This is a genomic window from Nitrospirillum amazonense, from assembly GCF_007828045.1.
Lineage (GTDB): Bacteria > Pseudomonadota > Alphaproteobacteria > Azospirillales > Azospirillaceae > Nitrospirillum > Nitrospirillum amazonense_C.
In genome coordinates this window covers 78,904-93,919 of sequence record NZ_VITN01000021.1, presented here as the reverse complement: position 1 = coordinate 93,919, position 15,016 = coordinate 78,904, and the positions used below count along the sequence as shown (strand labels likewise).

Here is a 15,016-nt window from a genome sequence, read left to right as displayed (position 1 = left end):
GTCCGGCCTCTTCCTTTTACATACGGCGGAACCGTTGGTGGCAGAACCGTGCCGGAGCCGACCTGCCCAAAAGAGTAGGGCGGATCGAAGGCCGATCCGCCCTGCGCGGACCGGGCGATTGCGCTGATTCAATTGGGGACGGCTGATAAGGACGGGAGCCCTTGGCAGCAAGGGCCTGGCGCGGGAGGCAAGTCCCTCTGCGAGAGCACCCGCTGTGACCGGCTATTCCTTGCGGTGGCGCAACAGCCAGACGACGGTGGAAATCTGGCAGGGGGCGGCCGCCAGGGTGAAGACGGTCACCAGGACGCTGCCACCAACACCGCCGGGCTGGGTGAACAGCAGGCCCAAGGCCACGATTGTAGCCACGACCTCGACCGCGAAGATGGCGCTGAGCAACAGGCGAACCAGGCCCTGGGTCCGGCTGGGCACGCGGCCCCAGAAGATCAGGCGGAAGCTGAAGACCAACGCCCAGCTGAACAGGAAACCGACCAGCCCGGCCCCATCCAGCGCTTCCACCGGATCAAGCTGCGCCCGCAGCTTGAGCGAACCGTCCAGGCCAATGGCCAGGAAGGTGATGCCCACCACCGCGAGCGCCAAATGGAAAAGGTATCCGGGAGAGGGGCGCCTGGATGCCGCCGCCATTGTCGGCGCGCCAGGGCCAAAAGGGGTCGGAGTAGTCCGCATCCGTCACTCTTTACGATAGCGAACCAACCAAATAATAGTACCTATTTGGCAAAGTGTTGCCAGGATAGTGAACCACAGGATAATGATAGAACTGCTCTCCCCACCGACTATATCCCCTCTGGGTTGCGTGGAAACCAAGAATAGAGCATAGGCAGTCAACAGCACTTCGCCACACATTATAAGGCTGAGCACCGTGCGTGTCAGATTCTGATAATGGCGTGGAATTCGCCCCCAAAATATCAGACGAAACGCATATAGCAAGAACCAGACGAAGATCAGGGCGGGAAGGCCAACACCATTGATCGCATTGAAGGCATCCTCCTGGGCCCTTATGTCCAACGAACCCCCAACCGCCGTGGCGCCAAAAACGATGCCTACCAACGCGAAGCCGAGCGACGCATAATAGCCGGGGGACGGCTTTCGCCAAGAATGTATTTGGGTTGTGTCCGTGGTCATCTGTGCACCGAAACGCTGTGAACCTGAAGACGCCGGGCAATCTCATGCAGTGCTGATTCATCGCTCATTATTTCCTCTCTTATCAAGAGGGCACCCGAGCCGACGCCGGCCGCGCGAGGTGCAACTTCCAGCGACATACCCGCTTGAATCTGTTTCGCACGAAGTTGTGACCGCAAATGGGCGCGCTCAGCAATTTGCGCATATCGTTCCGCACGCGAGGCATTGGCCGTCCGAGCGGCCATCGTTTCCGCTGCCCGGGCAGTGGTCGCATCCGCTTGCAATAATTCTCGTGCTTCCGCCAGCTCTTTCAAGGCTTTTGGTCCGCCAACAACGATATCGGGCAAGGTCATCACCGTCGCCACGATGCGCCAGGCTTCGGTCTGCTTCTTGAATGCCTCTGCCCGCTCGTCATCACCGGCCAATTCCAGCGCGTAGGCGCCGCCATCCATGCCAAGCAACACGGCACCGCCAATAAAGCCGGCAATACCCAAGGCCCCTAGACCCGTGGGCAGCAAAGCCAGCGAGGCCACGACGCACAAAACGTCCAGCGCCACGCCCAACCCGTCATCACGATGCGAAGTAAACATGCGATTGAGGGCGCGCCCCATCGCTTGGCTCATGGCCAGGTCGGCCTCGCTCTGCGCGATGGCAGCCTTGCCCTGCGCTTCCAGGCAGCTCTCCATGAAGGCCTTCACCCGATGCCAGAAGTCGGGCGGCGGCTGATGCTTGGGCGGCGGAGCGGGAATGTGGCTCCACTGGAAGACGAACACGTCGCCGAAACCGCCGGCGTCCCGCGTGGGGCCGCGCAATGGATAGACGAAGCCATTGGTGGCCCAGGAAATCCCGACGCCAGGCCCGCACACCTTATCGACATAGGCGCACAGGCAGGTCGTGGCCTCGGTCTCGTTGCGGAAGGGCCCCCAATCACTGTTCAGGACGACTGCCAAGGCATTTCTCCCAATCTTACTTATCTGGATTTAAGGATCTAACGAATCTATTGAGGCTGGCGCGGCGGGGGATGCAGGTATTCTTCCAGGGTGGGGCGTGCCGGACAGTCGATATCCTTACGCACGTACAAATAGTCGTTGGACCGATCCGCCGGTTTGAAGCAGCGCTTATACCCGTGCGCCGACGCCCAAAAATCGCCGGCGAAGATGCCGATAAGCAGCGTGGCGACGAAGGCGATGGCCGAGATCTGAATGATCCGGATCTCAAGGGTCATCGGCTTCCGGTATTTCCGGGCCATCGCGACGTACATCGCGATCCGCAGTCCATATAGGAAAGGTCCGGCGAAGAAGCAGAACACATACCTGTCGAACAGCACGTGATCCGGATGCGTGTCGAACACCAGCAGGTCGGGATAAGACGCCCAGATCAGCCAGATGCAAAATATAAGAAGCAGGTCGAAAAAATAAAAATACCGAGTCCTCAAGGACGGCCGGCCTTGTCCTTTTTCACAGAGATGAACATTCGCGGCGGTCATGATCGTCAGCCTGCTTGAACCCGGGCGGTGCCCAGCGCGGCGTGAGCCACGCGGGCGCGAAAGATGCCCGCGTGGCTGTCGCTGCCTTGACGACGTTCGGCTTACTGGGCCGCGGACTTGGCCGCCGCCGCCGACAGGTCTTGGCACAACGGACTCAGGCCCGATGGACATGACGATGCCGACAGCGTCTGGATGCTGCCCAGATCCTTGGTATCCAGCGTGGCGTCGACATGGCGCAGCACGAAGCCCTTGAGTTGCGGGTTCCGTTTGATAAGCGCGTCCAGTTGAGGCAGCGTCTTCCAGTGATCGACCAGCAACCGCGCCACCGCCTCGGAATTACCCTCGGCGATCTCGCCATCATCGCAATGCCCGTACTTGGCATAGGCGACACTGACTTTGGCCCAGCTGTCCATTTGATCGACCATCTCGTCGGCCTTTTCCGCATCCTGCGGCGTGCAAGTCTTCCCGGAAGCCGGCCCTATGCCGATCAATGCCATACCGGCCGCAGCGCACAGGGCGGCGGTGATGCAAGCGCGCCCAAGGCTGGATTTACGCATATGCGCGCCCCTGAAGGCTTTGGTGGTGGTTCACGATCGAAGCTATGCGCGCCGCCGAGGCATCGTTATTGAAGACCTCAATCGTCGCCAACGGATCCCGGATCATAACACCGCAAATGGCAGCCATCGCTTCGTCCGAGGTGCGGATGCACCCCATGGTGGGGTGTTCCGGGCCCGGCAGGTGGCGGGCGTGCGCGCGACCGGAGTGGACACCGATGCCCGGATGACCGGGGACATCGAAGCGGATGATGCCGTGCAGGCCGTAAGGGCCATCCGCCGACGCGGTATGATGGTGGGGCCGGATACGATCCTGGATCGTGTAGATGCCATTATGGATGTGACGGATGGTCGCGTGACTGTCGACGTTGTTATACGCGGCCCAGGTTCCGACTGCGCTGCCCGAAGCATTGATCAGCGCGATCTGATGCTTCACGCCGTCGAACTGAAGCTTGGACATTCGGCAGAACTCCCCTGTTCTAGGCTGGCTCGGATTGCCCCGACTCTGTCGCTTGGAACCTGATTGCCCCTCTGCAGTTCGGGTATGGAACCGGGCGCGAATGGGACACTGCGCAATGGGGAAAACGGGGGGGAGAGAAACCTGTGGGCGTGCGAACGCCCACAGGTCGCCCAAAACCGATCAAGCCGACTTGGTGGTGGCCAGGTCGTAGGAGGCGATGATCGGGGACTGCGGGTTGTGCTGGCTGTCGTACGGGGTGTACTTCATCTCCACCTTGGTGAAGTTCAGCACGATCTGCTCTTCCGGCCGGTCGCTGGAGGCCGAGATGTTGTAGGACGAGATCAGGGTGTTGGTCAGGGTGAACTCGATGTAGGTGTCGCCAGGGTTGCCGCTGGTGACGATGTGGATCTTGGCGGTCACGCCCGAACGGCCGCTGCAGGCCTGGGAGAACAGCTTCACGGAGGAGCTGTCGCTGGTCTTGGTCAGCACGACTTCACGCACCGACGGCTCGGAACCTTCGCGGTTGGCGGTGGCGCCGGCCAGGGTGTTCATGGACCGGGTGACACCCCACTGCAGGGTCTTGATGTCCGTCCACTGCTGGTGGTTCTGCTGGGTGGCGTCGCCGGAGATGCCGTCGATCTGCAGGTAAATGGGCATTCGTAGTTCTCCTCACTTCATGGACTTTGGTTGAACGCGGGTTTGCGTCGGTGCACCGGACTGGCGGGCGGCCAGCGGCCGGTGCGGTAGGTACGGTGCGCCGGGTGACCCCAAGCGGCTTGGGTCCGGGCGGTGCCTTGGCGGCTTATTCCGCCGCGGACTCCACCATCGGCCTTTCGGCCAGTGGCACCGTTTGGATGTCGATCCGGAAATCCCCGGTCTCGTCATCCCAATCCACGGTCGCGGCGGCGACGGTGCGCCGGGCGGCCAGGGTTTCCAGAAGGCGCTTGGACAGCGCCGGCATCAGGCTGCGCGACAGCACATGGTCGATGGCGCGGGCCCCGACGTCGCTTTCGCCGCACCGGGCCACCAGCCGTTCGACCACAGCCGGCGACACGGACAGGGTGGCGCCATAGGTCTGCTCCACCCGCTGGCGCAGGCGGCCCAGCTGCAGGCCGACGATGTCGCGCAGGCGTTCCGCCGTCAGCGGCAGGTAGGGCACCACCGTGACCCGGCCCAGGAAGGCCGCCTTGTAGTGCTTCAGCAATTCCGGATGCAGCGCGGCCGTCAGCCCCGCCAGATCCGGCAGGGTCTCGCGGTCGGCGGCCAGCGCCGTCAGCAGGTCGGAGCCGGCGTTGGACGCCATCAGGATGGTGGTGTTGCGGAAGTCGATGTCGCGGCCTTCGCCGTCGCGCAGCACGCCCTTGTCGAACACCTGGTAGAAGATGTCCTGCACGCCGGGGTGCGCCTTCTCCATCTCATCCAGCAGCAGCACGCCGTAGGGCCGGCGGCGCACCGCCTCGGTCAGGATGCCGCCCTCGCCATAGCCGACGTAGCCGGGCGGCGACCCCATGAGGAGGGAGACCTTATGCTCCTCCTTGAATTCCGACATGTTGATGACGGTCAGGCTCTGCTCCCCGCCGTACATCATGTCGGCCAGCGCCAGGGCGGTCTCGGTCTTGCCCACGCCGCTGGGGCCGGCCAGCAGGAAGATGGCCGGCGGCTTGCGCGGGTCGGCGATGCCGGCGCGGGCGGTGTGCAGCACATCGGCGATCAGGTGCAGGGCGTCGTCCTGGCCCACCACCCGCTGGCCCAGGCGTCCTTCCAGGCCCAGCACCGTCTCGATCTCGCTGGACAGCATGCGGCCCACGGGGATGCCGGTCCAGCGCGCCACCACCTCGGCCACCGCCTGCGCGGTGACGTCGTGGTGCATCAGGGGCTGCTCGCCCTGATGGTCGGTCAGGTCCTGGTGCAGGCGGGCATGACGGCCGCGCAGGGCGGCCGCCTCCGTGTCGCCCTGCGCCGTTTCCAGCGATCCCCGCACGCCGACGATCTCGTCGATCAGGCGTCGCTCTTCCGTCCAGCGCCGGTGCAGGTCGGCCTGGCGCACCTGGGCGTTGGCCAGCCGTTCATCCAGGGCGGCGATGGCGGCGCCATGGTCGGCGCCCAGAACCGTCTCGCGCAGCAAGGAGGCCTTTTCCGCCTCCAGCCCCTCGGCTTCGCGGGCCACGGCGTCCAGCGCCTCGGGCCGTCCGGCCTGGCTCATGGCCACCATGGCCGCCGCCGTGTCCAGGACGCTGACGCATTTGTCGGGCAGCTGCCGGCCGGTGATGTAGCGGTGGGACAGGTGCACCGCCGCCCGCACCGCCGCGTCCAGGATGCGCACGCCGTGGTGCTTCTCCAGCGTCGGGACCAGGCCGCGCATCATGGCGATGGCGGTCTCTTCGTCCGGCTCATCCACCTTCACCGGCTGGAAGCGGCGGACCAGGGCGGCGTCGCGCTCGATGTAGCGCTTGTATTCCGCCCAGGTGGTGGCGGCCACCATGCGCAGCGCACCACGGGCCAAATCCGGTTTCAGCAGGTTGGCGGCATCGCCCTGCCCCGCCTGGCCGCCGGCGCCGATCAGGGTGTGCGCCTCGTCCACGAACAGGATGATGGGCTTGATCGAGCCCTTGACCTCATCGATCACGCCCTTCAGGCGGTTCTCGAACTCGCCCTTCACCCCGGCGCCGGCCTGCAGCAGGCCGAGATCCAGGGTGCGGATGCTGACCTCGCGCAGGGCCGCCGGCACCTCGCCCGCGGCGATGCGCAGGGCCAGGCTTTCCACCACGGCGGTCTTGCCCACACCGGCCTCGCCCACCAGGATGGGGTTGTTCTGGCGGCGGCGGGTCAGGATGTCGATCACCTGCCGCACCTCGGCGTCACGGCCGGTGATGGGGTCGATGCGGCCCTGGGCCGCCTCCGCCGTCAGGTCGATGGTGTAGGCGTCCAGGTTGGGGGTACGGCCGCCGGGCTTGCGCGCGGCCTGGCCGTCAGGGGCGGCGGCGGCACCCTCGGGAACCTCGGCCTCGATCAGGGCGTCCAGCGCCTGCGGGTCGATGGCTTCCAGCGCGGCGGCCAGATCGCCGAAGGCCAAGGCGCCCTTGTCGTCGGCCACCAGGGCCGCCAGCAGGTGCAGGGGCGACACCGCCCCCGCCTTGAAGCGCAAGGTGGCCAGGAACCAGGCCTCGCGCATCAACGACACGACGCGCGGCGAGAAGGCCGGGGCGCGGCTGCTGCCGGTGCGGCAGCGGGCAAGCCCACGGTCCAGCGCGCGCTCCAGCGCCTCCGGCCCCAGGCCCACCTTGGGCAGCGCCTGGCGCAGGCCGGTGTCCGGCCGGTCGAGCAAGGCGTGCAGCCAATGCTCGATCTCAATCTCATAGTGGGTTTTGGCCATGGCGCCGCCCGCGGCGGCTTCAAGCGCCCGGCGGGCCGTGGCATCCAGCCCATCGACCAGCGTCCTTAGATCCATCGAATCCATTTCAAGACCCGCGCTTTTGGTTGACGTATTCCCCTATCCCCATCGTCCGGCCCAGGTCCGCCGATGGCACGACTGCAAAAATAAAACTCAAACGGCGATTGGAACTTACCCAATGGTTATAGTATCGAATTTTCCATCTGTTATTATGCCGTTCATGTAACATTACATTAATAGAACGGCATTACTTCCGATATATGCTTCAGGTGATACTAATCGGTGTCATTGATACTGATGATTGCATCGTCCGGGTCGTGCAGCATGGGCAGCGACGCCAGCCAGCTGTCGTAGCCCAGGCGCGGGGCCGTGCCGTCCCGCCCGTCCAACTGGCAGGGCGGCACCTCCTCCCGGTGCAGCACCAGCTGCACGTCGAAGCCCAGCTCAGGCCCGGCATAAAGACGCGCCAGTTCCACCAGGCGCGTCAGCCCCGGCCGGCCCGGCAGATGGTCCATGAACTGACGTCGCGTCAAGGGGCCCAGGATGATGCGGAACTGGCCCTGCACGTCCCACATGCGGGCGCCGGCCACGGCGTCCACGCCCAGGCGATTGTAGGACGGCGTCTTGCCCCCTAGCCTGAGGCAGGACTGCTCCTCCGCCGGAATGGCGATCCAGCGGCCGGCGAACTGCTGCACCTTGACGGGCAAGCCGCAGGCGTCGGCCAGCATGCGCTCCAGCGAAATGGCGGCGCGCGGCTGCTGGCTGAACAGGCCGGCATAGTAAACCGCCACCTCATCCCGCACCGACAGGCGGCCGCGCAGGTGCCCGGTGCCAAAGCCGGCGATGCCGAACAGGGCGGCCGTGGCGGCGTCCCCGCCCTCAAGCCCGCGATGCTCGTACAAGGCGGGCAGACGATAACGCCGCCAGGCGCGGAACAGCAGGGTGGCGATACGGTCGTTGAACAGGTCGAGGAAGGCGGCGAAGCCCGGCGTGCGGTCGCGCAGGCTCCGGATGGCCGTCTCGGTATAGGCCTGCGGCAGGGCCGAGACGGGCCCCGTCAGGGTCATGACGTTCAGATCCAGCCGGGCGGGCTGCGCCGCTTCGCCCTCTTCCCCGTCTTCAGCGGGGTGAGGCAGGTGCAGACGCTGGATCTCATGCGCCGGGAAGCACAGCGATTGGTGCGCGGCGAAGCGGATGGGCAGCTCATCCTCTTCGGCCGAGGCGCCGAACTGCCGCTCCAGCAGCTGGATGGCCCGGAACAAGTCGAAGCGGAAGGGCTCATGCCGCAGCATGTCCAGCAGGGCGGGCGAACCGCCCCCCAATGAGGTGTGCGTCGGCAGGGGCACGATGGCGTTCATGCCGTCACCTTGGCGCCGATGCGGGCGCCCCAGCGGACCAGCGCCTCCTTCCGGCCCTTGGCCCGCACCGTCAGCCGGGTGAAGGAGTTGATGGAGGTGTAGAGGGCGAAGAAGCGCTCCAGCACCGCCGAGGGCAGGTAGATGCCCATGGCGCCGGCCCGTTCCGGATCCATGACCAGGTCGATGTCCACGCCCCGGCACAGGGCGGCGAAGTCGGCGTGCGGCGCCCGGGCCGTGGCGCGGCGGTAGCCGATGCCGGTGACGCTGTCGATGATGGCCCGCGTCTCCGGCGTGTCCTTCAGGTCGTAGAGCTTCAGCAGCTCCCGCAAGGCCGCCGCCCCGCCCTGGCCGTCCCCCTTTTGGCCATCCATCAGCGACAGATGGTTGAGGTTGAGGTGGGAAATCAGGCGCCAGCGGGCGCCGTCGCCCGTTTGCGGCCGCACCACGGCCGTGGGCGGCGTCAGGCAGGTGACGCCGGCGATGGGCCCGCCCTCGGTCAGGTGCATGCGCGGATGGCCGCCGCCGAAGGGCAACTGCGCCGGCAGGTCGCGGTTGAAGCACAGGGTTTCCACGCTGACCGTCCAGTCGGGCGGGGCGTTGGGGTTGAGGCCCAGATCGACCAGCGACAGATACATTTCGCTGCTGGCGTCGCGCCCGCCCCGGGGGCGGCGCATGGCGTGCCAGAAATGCTGGTGGCGCGACGGGTCGGTGCCGTGATGGTTGCCGTAGAGGGGCAGGAACTCCGCCTTCTCCCCCCGGGGGGAGGAGGCCCGCACCCGTTCGATGGCGTAGATTTCGCGCGCCTCCGGCCGGCGGGCGTCGGCCTGCACCAGATATTCGGTGGCGTCATGGCCCAGGATGATGGGTTCGGCCGACTGCCGGAACAGGTTGACCACCGGGGCGCAGCCCAGGGCGAACACCTGGGGGCGCACCAGCCGCTCCCCCTCGGTCCAGACGCGGTCGAGGTAGAGGTAGACCTCCATATGCTGGCCCACGCCGCGCAGGGACCGCGCGCTGAGGCCATGCAGGTCGATGAACAGGAACTTTTCCGGGAAGGCGAACAGCTCGCTCAACAGGCGATAGCCCAGGAAGGACTGGGCGCCATAGGGCACCATGCCGTCCTCGGGCTCGAAGCCCACCGGGGTCAAATGGTCGGGCCCCAGCTCCACGGGATTGGGGTCGTTCACATCCTCCACCACCGCCATGCCGACGACGTTGTTCAACAGCAGCTCGTGCAGGGTGAACGCCACCTCCGGCGGGCCGGAGAGGAACAGGCGCAGGCGGTCCACACCCAGGTCGGTCAGGCCCTGCCCTTGGGCGGTGGAGCTGATCTTCAGCCGCAGCACCGACTTGGCCTGGCGGGTCGCCGCCACCAGGGGGGCCGCCGCCGGCAGGGCGGCCAGGCTGGCCGCCGTCACCTCCACGGGCCAGATCTCGGCCGGCATGGTGGTCTGGAAGCGGCAGGCCTCGCCACGAACCGCCTCCGTCTCCACCTGCGCGCCGCGCGGCACGGTAAAACTGCCCGTCAGTTCCGGCGCCGCCTTCATCTGCACGATGGCCATGGAGGGCAGCGGCGTCACGTAGTGGGGATAGAGCACCCCCAGCAGGGCATCGGTCAGTTCCGGAAAATCATCGTCCAGCTTCTGGCGCACCCGCGCCGTCAGATAGGCGAAGGATTCGATCAGGCGGGCGACGTGGGGGTCGTCCACCGTGGTCGGGCTGATGCGGAGGTTGCCCGCCACCTTGGGATGCTCACCCGCGAAGCGGGTCGCCGCCCGCCGGATGGCCGCCAGTTCCTGGTTGTAGAAGGACAGGAAGGTGTCAGGCATGAGGGTCGCCCTTGATCAGGAAGGTCTGGCTGACGGGGTCCAGCACGGATTCGAAGACGATGGGCTCCGGCGAGGGATCCAGGCGGATCACCGCCTCCACCCGGAAGCGCAGCGTGCGGTCCAGGTTGCGGCCGCCATTCAGCAGGGTGACCGCCACGGACGACAGGCGCGGCTCGAACTCGCGGATGGCCACTTCCAGCGCGCGGCCGAAGGCGGCCTGGCGCTCCGGTGCCGCCATGCTCATGGCCGTGAAATCGGGGATACCGTACTGCAGGGGGGACCGGTGCAGCTCACCGACATCGTTGCCCAGCTTGCCCGGCCGCCGCCGCGTGTTCAGCATGGCCTCCAGATCCCGGCGGATGGAGTTCTTGAGCTGCGACAACGCCGCGTTCCAGCCCAGGCTGCGCACGGCCGGCCCTTCCACCGGCTGGATCAGCCGGTCGAGGACGGAGGGCACGATGGTGGCGGGCTGTTGCGCCGGCATGGCTTACGCCGCCTCCACATCGGCCTGGGTTTCATCGAAGCGCAGGGTGGTGAGATCGGCGGCCCCCACGGCGTCGTCGCCGACCAGGAAGCAGCGCTGGCCCCGCCCCAGGATGGCGCCATCGCGTTCCACCCAGTCGGTCAGGCGGCCCAGCCGGTGCTGGTCGGTCAGGCCGTCGGCCCCGGCGCCGGCATAGATCATGGGCATGTACAGGCTGCCGGCCGTGCCGTCGCGCAGGGTCAGGCGCAGGGGCCGCCAGATCAGGTCGGACAGCCGCTTCGCCGGCGCGAAATCCAGGCCCAGCACCTCGTCCACGCCGACCCAGAAGTACTTGCCGTCGGCGCTCAGCACCTCCAGCAGGCCGCCGCAAGCGTCGTCCAGGTCGCGGAAGTCACTGAAAGCCGCGCCCTTGTGCTGGCCCGTGGTGGCGCGGCGCAGCGTCTCCGCCTCCGCCAGCGTGGCGGCGGCCCCCTGCCCGTCCCCGGCGCGGGCCTTCACCCCCGCCTCCAGGTGCAGACGGGCGGCGGCGGTGATGGCGGTCAGGAATTCCGGCGGCCGGCCCTCGCGGTACCAATCCTGGCGCGCCGTCTCCGCCCGGATCAGCTGGCGCAGCAGCGACACCGGCATCATGGAGCCGGGGTCCTGGTTCAGCACGACGGACAGCTGGTTGTCCGCCCGCTCCAGCTGTCCCGCCACGCACAGGATCTCCGCCAGCAGGTAGCGGGCGCCGGTGTCGGTGGGTGCCTTCTGCACATGCGCGGTGGCGGCGGACAAGGCGCCGGACAGATCGCCGGCCTCCAGGGCGTTGGTCATGGCGGTCTGGCTCATGGGGTCCTCTCCCGTCAGGCCTGCGGGCCGACGAGTTCCGTGACCAGGCGGAAGCTGGTCTGGACGTCGTCGAGCTGGAAATGCGGTTTCAGGTGGATGACGCAGCCGAAGGCGCCCGGCCGGCCCGCGATGTCACGGACCTGCACCTCAGCCTCGCGCAGGGGATAGCGGGCCTTGAAGGAGGTGCTGGCGTCGTCGTTGGCCAGGCAATAACCCCTGAGCCAATCGCGCAGATGTTCCTCGAAATCATGCGCCGTGGCGAAGGAGCCGATCTTGTCCCGGCCGATCATCTTGATGTAGTGCGCGAAGCGCGAGGCGCAGAGCACGTACTGCAGCATGGCCGACAGCCGGGCGTTGGACGTGGCCGTCGCCCGGTCATAGACCTTGGGCTGGTGCAGCGACTGGCAGCTGTAGAAGACGCAGGCATCGACGTAGCTGACCCGCGACAGGGGCACGATGCCCAGGTCGCTCAGCTGCTTTTCCTGCCGGTCGGACAGGTAGACATCCAGGGGTGCCGCCGGGGCCGCCGCCCCGCCCAGGGTCGGGAAGGTATGGCCCGGGAACCGGTCCACCAGGCCGCCGCCGTTCAGGTCGTCCGGCGCGCCCCGGATGTCGGCGAACCAGCCGTACTGATGGAAGGCGCGCATGACCACGGTGGCGAAGGCGAAGGCGGCGTTGCCCCAGAGATAATCCCCCGCCCCCGGCCGGCCCGTGCGTTCCATGAAGCGGAAGCCGTCGATGCGGTTGGGATCGTGGCGATAGGGCGGCCGCATCATCACCTTGGGCAGGGCGATGCCGATGAAGCGGGCGTCATCCGCCTCGCGCAGGGCCCGCCAGCGGATGAACTCATGCCCCTCGAAGGAGCGGGCGAGATCCACGTCGCTGGCCATGTCGCCGAAGCTGTCCAGCCCGAACAGCGCCGGCGAGCAGCTGGTGACGAAGGGGCAGAAGGCCGCAGCCGCCACGGCGGCGATGGCCTTCAGCGTGCCCACGTCGTCGGTGGGGTGGTCGGCGTCGCGCTGATGCTGCACGGCGTAGTCGCCGATCAACAGGCCGAAGGGCTCCCCACCGGGCGTGCCGAACTCATCGCTGTACACCTTGGTGAACAGCTGGCTCTGGTCGAACTCGATGGCGCGTTCGAAGTCGCGGCACAGTTCGCGCCAGGATACGTCCAGCACGCGGATCTTGATGGCGCGGGTGGAGGCCGAGGCCTCCACGAGTTGAAGCAACCCGCGCCACGACGCCTCCAGCTGCTGGAAGCGGGGATTGTGCAGGATGGCATTGACCTGGGCCGTGAGCAGAGCGTCGATCGCCGCGATCAGCTGGTCGATGACCAGGCGCTTGTCGGGATGGCGGCTGAGGTCCAGCCGCCAAGCCGGGGGCGCGTCGGGCCGGGGAACCCGGCCTTCCGTCGTGTCGATGCGTCGTTCCACCCCCGGGGCTGCCGCCTCAAGGGTCTGTTGCATCAGAGCTTGCTCGGTATCCGTGCCACCATGCGCAGCGAGGTCGTCAGCTCCTCCATCTGCAGCCAGGGCCGCAACCAGGCGATGGCGTTATAGGACCCGGGCTTGCCCGGGATTTCCTTCACCGTGATCTTGGCCTCGCGCAGCGGGTAGGCGGCCTTCATTTCCTGGCCGGCGCCCTCGTTGGCGTTGACGTAGTTGTTGATCCAGCGGTTCAGCCAGGCCTCGCAGTCCTCGACCTCCAGGAAGGAGCCGATCTTGTCGCGCGCCATCACCTTCAGGTAGTGGGCGAAGCGGGACGTGGCCATCATGTACGGCAGGCGCGCGGAGATGGCGGCGTTGGCCGTGGCGTCCGGGCGGTCGTACTTCTTGGGCTTCTGCACCGTCTGGGCGCCGAAGAACACGGCGTAGTCGGTGTTCTTGTAATGGCAGAGCGGCAGGAAGCCCAGCTTGCCCAGCTCGGCGTCGCGGCGATCGGTGATGCCGATCTCCGTCGGGCACTTCTGGTCGGGGTCGCCATCATCGCTGACGAAGACGTGGGTGGGCAGGGTTTCCACCTTGCCGCCGCCCTCGGCGCCGCGGATGGCCGTGCACCAGCCGTACTTGGCGAAGGCCTCGGTGGCGCGCGAGCCCAGCACGTAGGCCGCGTTCATCCAGCAATACTCGTTATGCTCCAGCGCCAGCGACTTGCCCGAGGGGTCCAGGGGCGCCTCCTCGAAATTGAAGTCGTCGACGCTGAGGGTGGCGGCGCCATAGGGCAGGCGCGCCAGCACGCGCGGCAGGGTCAGGGTGGTGAAACGGCTGTCCTCGCTGTCGCGGAAGCTGCGCCACTGCGCGTATTCCGCCGTCTCGAAGATCTTCTCCAGGTCGCGGGGCTTGGCCAGCTCCTGGTAATCCTGGAAGCCGAACAGCTTGGGGCTGGCGGCGGAGACGAAGGGGGCGAAGGCCGCCGCCGCGATGCTGGAGATGCTGGACAGCATCTGCACATCCTCGGGGTGGTTGGTGAACTCATAGTCGCCGATCAGCATGCCGTAGGGCTCACCGCCCGGCGTGCCGAACTCGTTCTCGTAGAGCTTCTTGAACAGCTCGCTCTGATCGAACTCCACCGCCTTGGCCAGATCCTTCGCCAGCTCGCGCTTGCGCACGTTCAGCACGCGGATCTTCAGGTTGGCGCTGGTCTCGGTGTTCATGACCAGGTGATGCAGGCCGCGCCAGCTGCCTTCCAGCTTCAGGAATTCCGGGTGGTGCATGATGGCGGCCAGCTGCTTGGACAGCTTGGCGTCGATGGCCTTCACCGCCGCGGTCAGCGTCTGGGTCAGGTTGCGGCTGTAGGTGACGGTGCCGCCCAGCGCCTCTTCCGTCAGGGTGCGCAGCAGTTCCTGCACGCGCGCCGGCTCGGTCTGCTTGGTGGCGCCGATGGCCTGGTCCAGCAGGGAGAGGCCTTCGACGGTGCCGGCCGCGGCTTCTTCGCGGGATACGGTCAGGGTGTCGGTCATCACTTCACCTCCTCGGCGGTGGCGCCCAGCTGCTGCGACAGCTTGCGCAGCTGGGTGTCGTCCTGAAGAATGGATTCCAGCAGGTCTTCCAGCTGGGTTGAACGGTCGGCCTTGGTCAGCAGGTCGCGCAGCTGGTTGCGCGTCTCCAACAGCTTGCGCAGCGCCGGCACCTGGCGGACGATCTGGCCGGGCTCCATGTCCTCCAGCGAGGAGAACTTCAGCTCCACGGCCATCTCGCTGCCGTCGTCCTCCAGCTCGTTCCGCACGCGCAACGACAGCGACGGCTTCATGCGCGCCAGGATCTCGTTGAAGTTGTCGCGGTCGATCTGGATGAACTTGCGGTCCTTCAGCGGCTTCAGGTCATCCGTCGGGTCGCCGGAGAAATCGCCGAGCACGCCGACCACGAAGGGCAGCTCCTTCTCGACCATCGCCCCATCGGTTTCGACCTCGTATTTGATGTGCACGCGCGGCTTGCGAACCCGCTCGAGCTTGTCATGAACGCTGGCCATCTACCTTCTCCTACCCATGGG

General features: G+C 66.6%; 15 protein-coding genes. All 15 read right to left on the bottom strand.

Annotation, left to right across the window (positions count from 1 at the left end; genetic code table 11):
* Positions 1 to 222: 222 nt before the first annotated feature.
* Complete coding sequence (locus tag FBZ89_RS24635) at positions 223 to 597, bottom strand: hypothetical protein (protein WP_145753043.1); 375 nt, start codon at positions 595 to 597, stop codon at positions 223 to 225.
* Positions 598 to 687: 90 nt separating this feature from the next.
* Positions 688 to 1,140, bottom strand: a complete 453-nt coding sequence (locus FBZ89_RS31020) for a hypothetical protein (protein ID WP_186457559.1) — start codon at positions 1,138 to 1,140, stop codon at positions 688 to 690.
* A complete protein-coding gene (locus tag FBZ89_RS24630; protein ID WP_145753041.1) occupies positions 1,137 to 2,087 on the bottom strand; it encodes a DUF2968 domain-containing protein in 951 nt (316 codons plus the stop codon). The genes FBZ89_RS31020 and FBZ89_RS24630 overlap by 4 nt, the downstream gene beginning before the upstream one ends.
* A 47-nt stretch (positions 2,088 to 2,134) precedes the next feature.
* Positions 2,135 to 2,623, bottom strand: coding sequence for a hypothetical protein (locus FBZ89_RS24625; RefSeq protein ID WP_145753039.1), 489 nt, complete (start codon positions 2,621 to 2,623; stop codon positions 2,135 to 2,137).
* A 101-nt stretch (positions 2,624 to 2,724) separates the two neighbouring features.
* Positions 2,725 to 3,180, bottom strand: coding sequence for a hypothetical protein (locus FBZ89_RS24620; RefSeq protein WP_211115352.1), 456 nt, complete (start codon positions 3,178 to 3,180; stop codon positions 2,725 to 2,727).
* A complete protein-coding gene (locus tag FBZ89_RS24615; protein ID WP_145753037.1) occupies positions 3,173 to 3,637 on the bottom strand; it encodes a L,D-transpeptidase in 465 nt (154 codons plus the stop codon). Before FBZ89_RS24615 ends, FBZ89_RS24620 begins: the two co-directional genes overlap by 8 nt.
* Before the next feature lie 180 nt (positions 3,638 to 3,817).
* Positions 3,818 to 4,294, bottom strand: a complete 477-nt coding sequence (locus FBZ89_RS24610) for an Hcp family type VI secretion system effector (RefSeq protein ID WP_040848882.1) — start codon at positions 4,292 to 4,294, stop codon at positions 3,818 to 3,820.
* A gap of 145 nt (positions 4,295 to 4,439) precedes the next feature.
* Positions 4,440 to 7,085, bottom strand: coding sequence for a type VI secretion system ATPase TssH (tssH, locus tag FBZ89_RS24605; RefSeq protein ID WP_246172544.1), 2,646 nt, complete (start codon positions 7,083 to 7,085; stop codon positions 4,440 to 4,442).
* Positions 7,086 to 7,303: 218 nt separating this feature from the next.
* Entirely contained in the window at positions 7,304 to 8,386 is a 1,083-nt protein-coding gene (tssG, locus tag FBZ89_RS24600; RefSeq protein WP_145753034.1) for a type VI secretion system baseplate subunit TssG, read from the bottom strand.
* Positions 8,383 to 10,215, bottom strand: coding sequence for a type VI secretion system baseplate subunit TssF (gene tssF, locus FBZ89_RS24595; protein ID WP_145753032.1), 1,833 nt, complete (start codon positions 10,213 to 10,215; stop codon positions 8,383 to 8,385). Before tssF ends, tssG begins: the two co-directional genes overlap by 4 nt.
* Positions 10,208 to 10,699, bottom strand: coding sequence for a type VI secretion system baseplate subunit TssE (tssE, locus tag FBZ89_RS24590; RefSeq protein WP_004273669.1), 492 nt, complete (start codon positions 10,697 to 10,699; stop codon positions 10,208 to 10,210). Before tssE ends, tssF begins: the two co-directional genes overlap by 8 nt.
* A 3-nt stretch (positions 10,700 to 10,702) precedes the next feature.
* Positions 10,703 to 11,527, bottom strand: a complete 825-nt coding sequence (locus FBZ89_RS24585; RefSeq protein ID WP_145753030.1) for a type VI secretion system accessory protein TagJ — start codon at positions 11,525 to 11,527, stop codon at positions 10,703 to 10,705.
* 14 nt (positions 11,528 to 11,541) lie between these two features.
* The gene (gene tssC / locus FBZ89_RS24580) at positions 11,542 to 12,993 is read right to left on the bottom strand and encodes a type VI secretion system contractile sheath large subunit (protein WP_145753028.1); all 1,452 of its coding nucleotides are present in this window, start codon (positions 12,991 to 12,993) and stop codon (positions 11,542 to 11,544) included.
* Entirely contained in the window at positions 12,993 to 14,486 is a 1,494-nt protein-coding gene (gene tssC, locus FBZ89_RS24575) for a type VI secretion system contractile sheath large subunit (protein WP_145613992.1), read from the bottom strand. Before tssC (FBZ89_RS24575) ends, tssC (FBZ89_RS24580) begins: the two co-directional genes overlap by 1 nt.
* Positions 14,486 to 14,995 carry a type VI secretion system contractile sheath small subunit gene (gene tssB, locus FBZ89_RS24570; RefSeq protein ID WP_040845788.1) on the bottom strand — a complete coding sequence of 170 codons (510 nt, stop codon included), beginning with the start codon at positions 14,993 to 14,995 and terminating at the stop codon, positions 14,486 to 14,488. Before tssB ends, tssC (FBZ89_RS24575) begins: the two co-directional genes overlap by 1 nt.
* Positions 14,996 to 15,016 lie beyond the last annotated feature (21 nt).

Excerpts from the sequence above, each read along its gene's own strand:
- FBZ89_RS31020 (WP_186457559.1), bottom strand. The coding sequence starts at position 1,140 with ATGACCACGGACACAACCCAAATACATTCTTGGCGAAAGCCGTCCCCC.
- FBZ89_RS24625 (WP_145753039.1), bottom strand. The coding sequence starts at position 2,623 with ATGACCGCCGCGAATGTTCATCTCTGTGAAAAAGGACAAGGCCGGCCG.
- FBZ89_RS24620 (WP_211115352.1), bottom strand. The coding sequence starts at position 3,180 with ATGCGTAAATCCAGCCTTGGGCGCGCTTGCATCACCGCCGCCCTGTGC.
- FBZ89_RS24615 (WP_145753037.1), bottom strand. The coding sequence starts at position 3,637 with ATGTCCAAGCTTCAGTTCGACGGCGTGAAGCATCAGATCGCGCTGATC.
- FBZ89_RS24610 (WP_040848882.1), bottom strand. The coding sequence starts at position 4,294 with ATGCCCATTTACCTGCAGATCGACGGCATCTCCGGCGACGCCACCCAG.
- tssH (WP_246172544.1), bottom strand. The coding sequence starts at position 7,085 with ATGGATCTAAGGACGCTGGTCGATGGGCTGGATGCCACGGCCCGCCGG.
- tssG (WP_145753034.1), bottom strand. The coding sequence starts at position 8,386 with ATGAACGCCATCGTGCCCCTGCCGACGCACACCTCATTGGGGGGCGGT.
- tssF (WP_145753032.1), bottom strand. The coding sequence starts at position 10,215 with ATGCCTGACACCTTCCTGTCCTTCTACAACCAGGAACTGGCGGCCATC.
- tssE (WP_004273669.1), bottom strand. The coding sequence starts at position 10,699 with ATGCCGGCGCAACAGCCCGCCACCATCGTGCCCTCCGTCCTCGACCGG.
- FBZ89_RS24585 (WP_145753030.1), bottom strand. The coding sequence starts at position 11,527 with ATGAGCCAGACCGCCATGACCAACGCCCTGGAGGCCGGCGATCTGTCC.
- tssC (WP_145753028.1), bottom strand. The coding sequence starts at position 12,993 with ATGCAACAGACCCTTGAGGCGGCAGCCCCGGGGGTGGAACGACGCATC.
- tssC (WP_145613992.1), bottom strand. The coding sequence starts at position 14,486 with ATGACCGACACCCTGACCGTATCCCGCGAAGAAGCCGCGGCCGGCACC.
- tssB (WP_040845788.1), bottom strand. The coding sequence starts at position 14,995 with ATGGCCAGCGTTCATGACAAGCTCGAGCGGGTTCGCAAGCCGCGCGTG.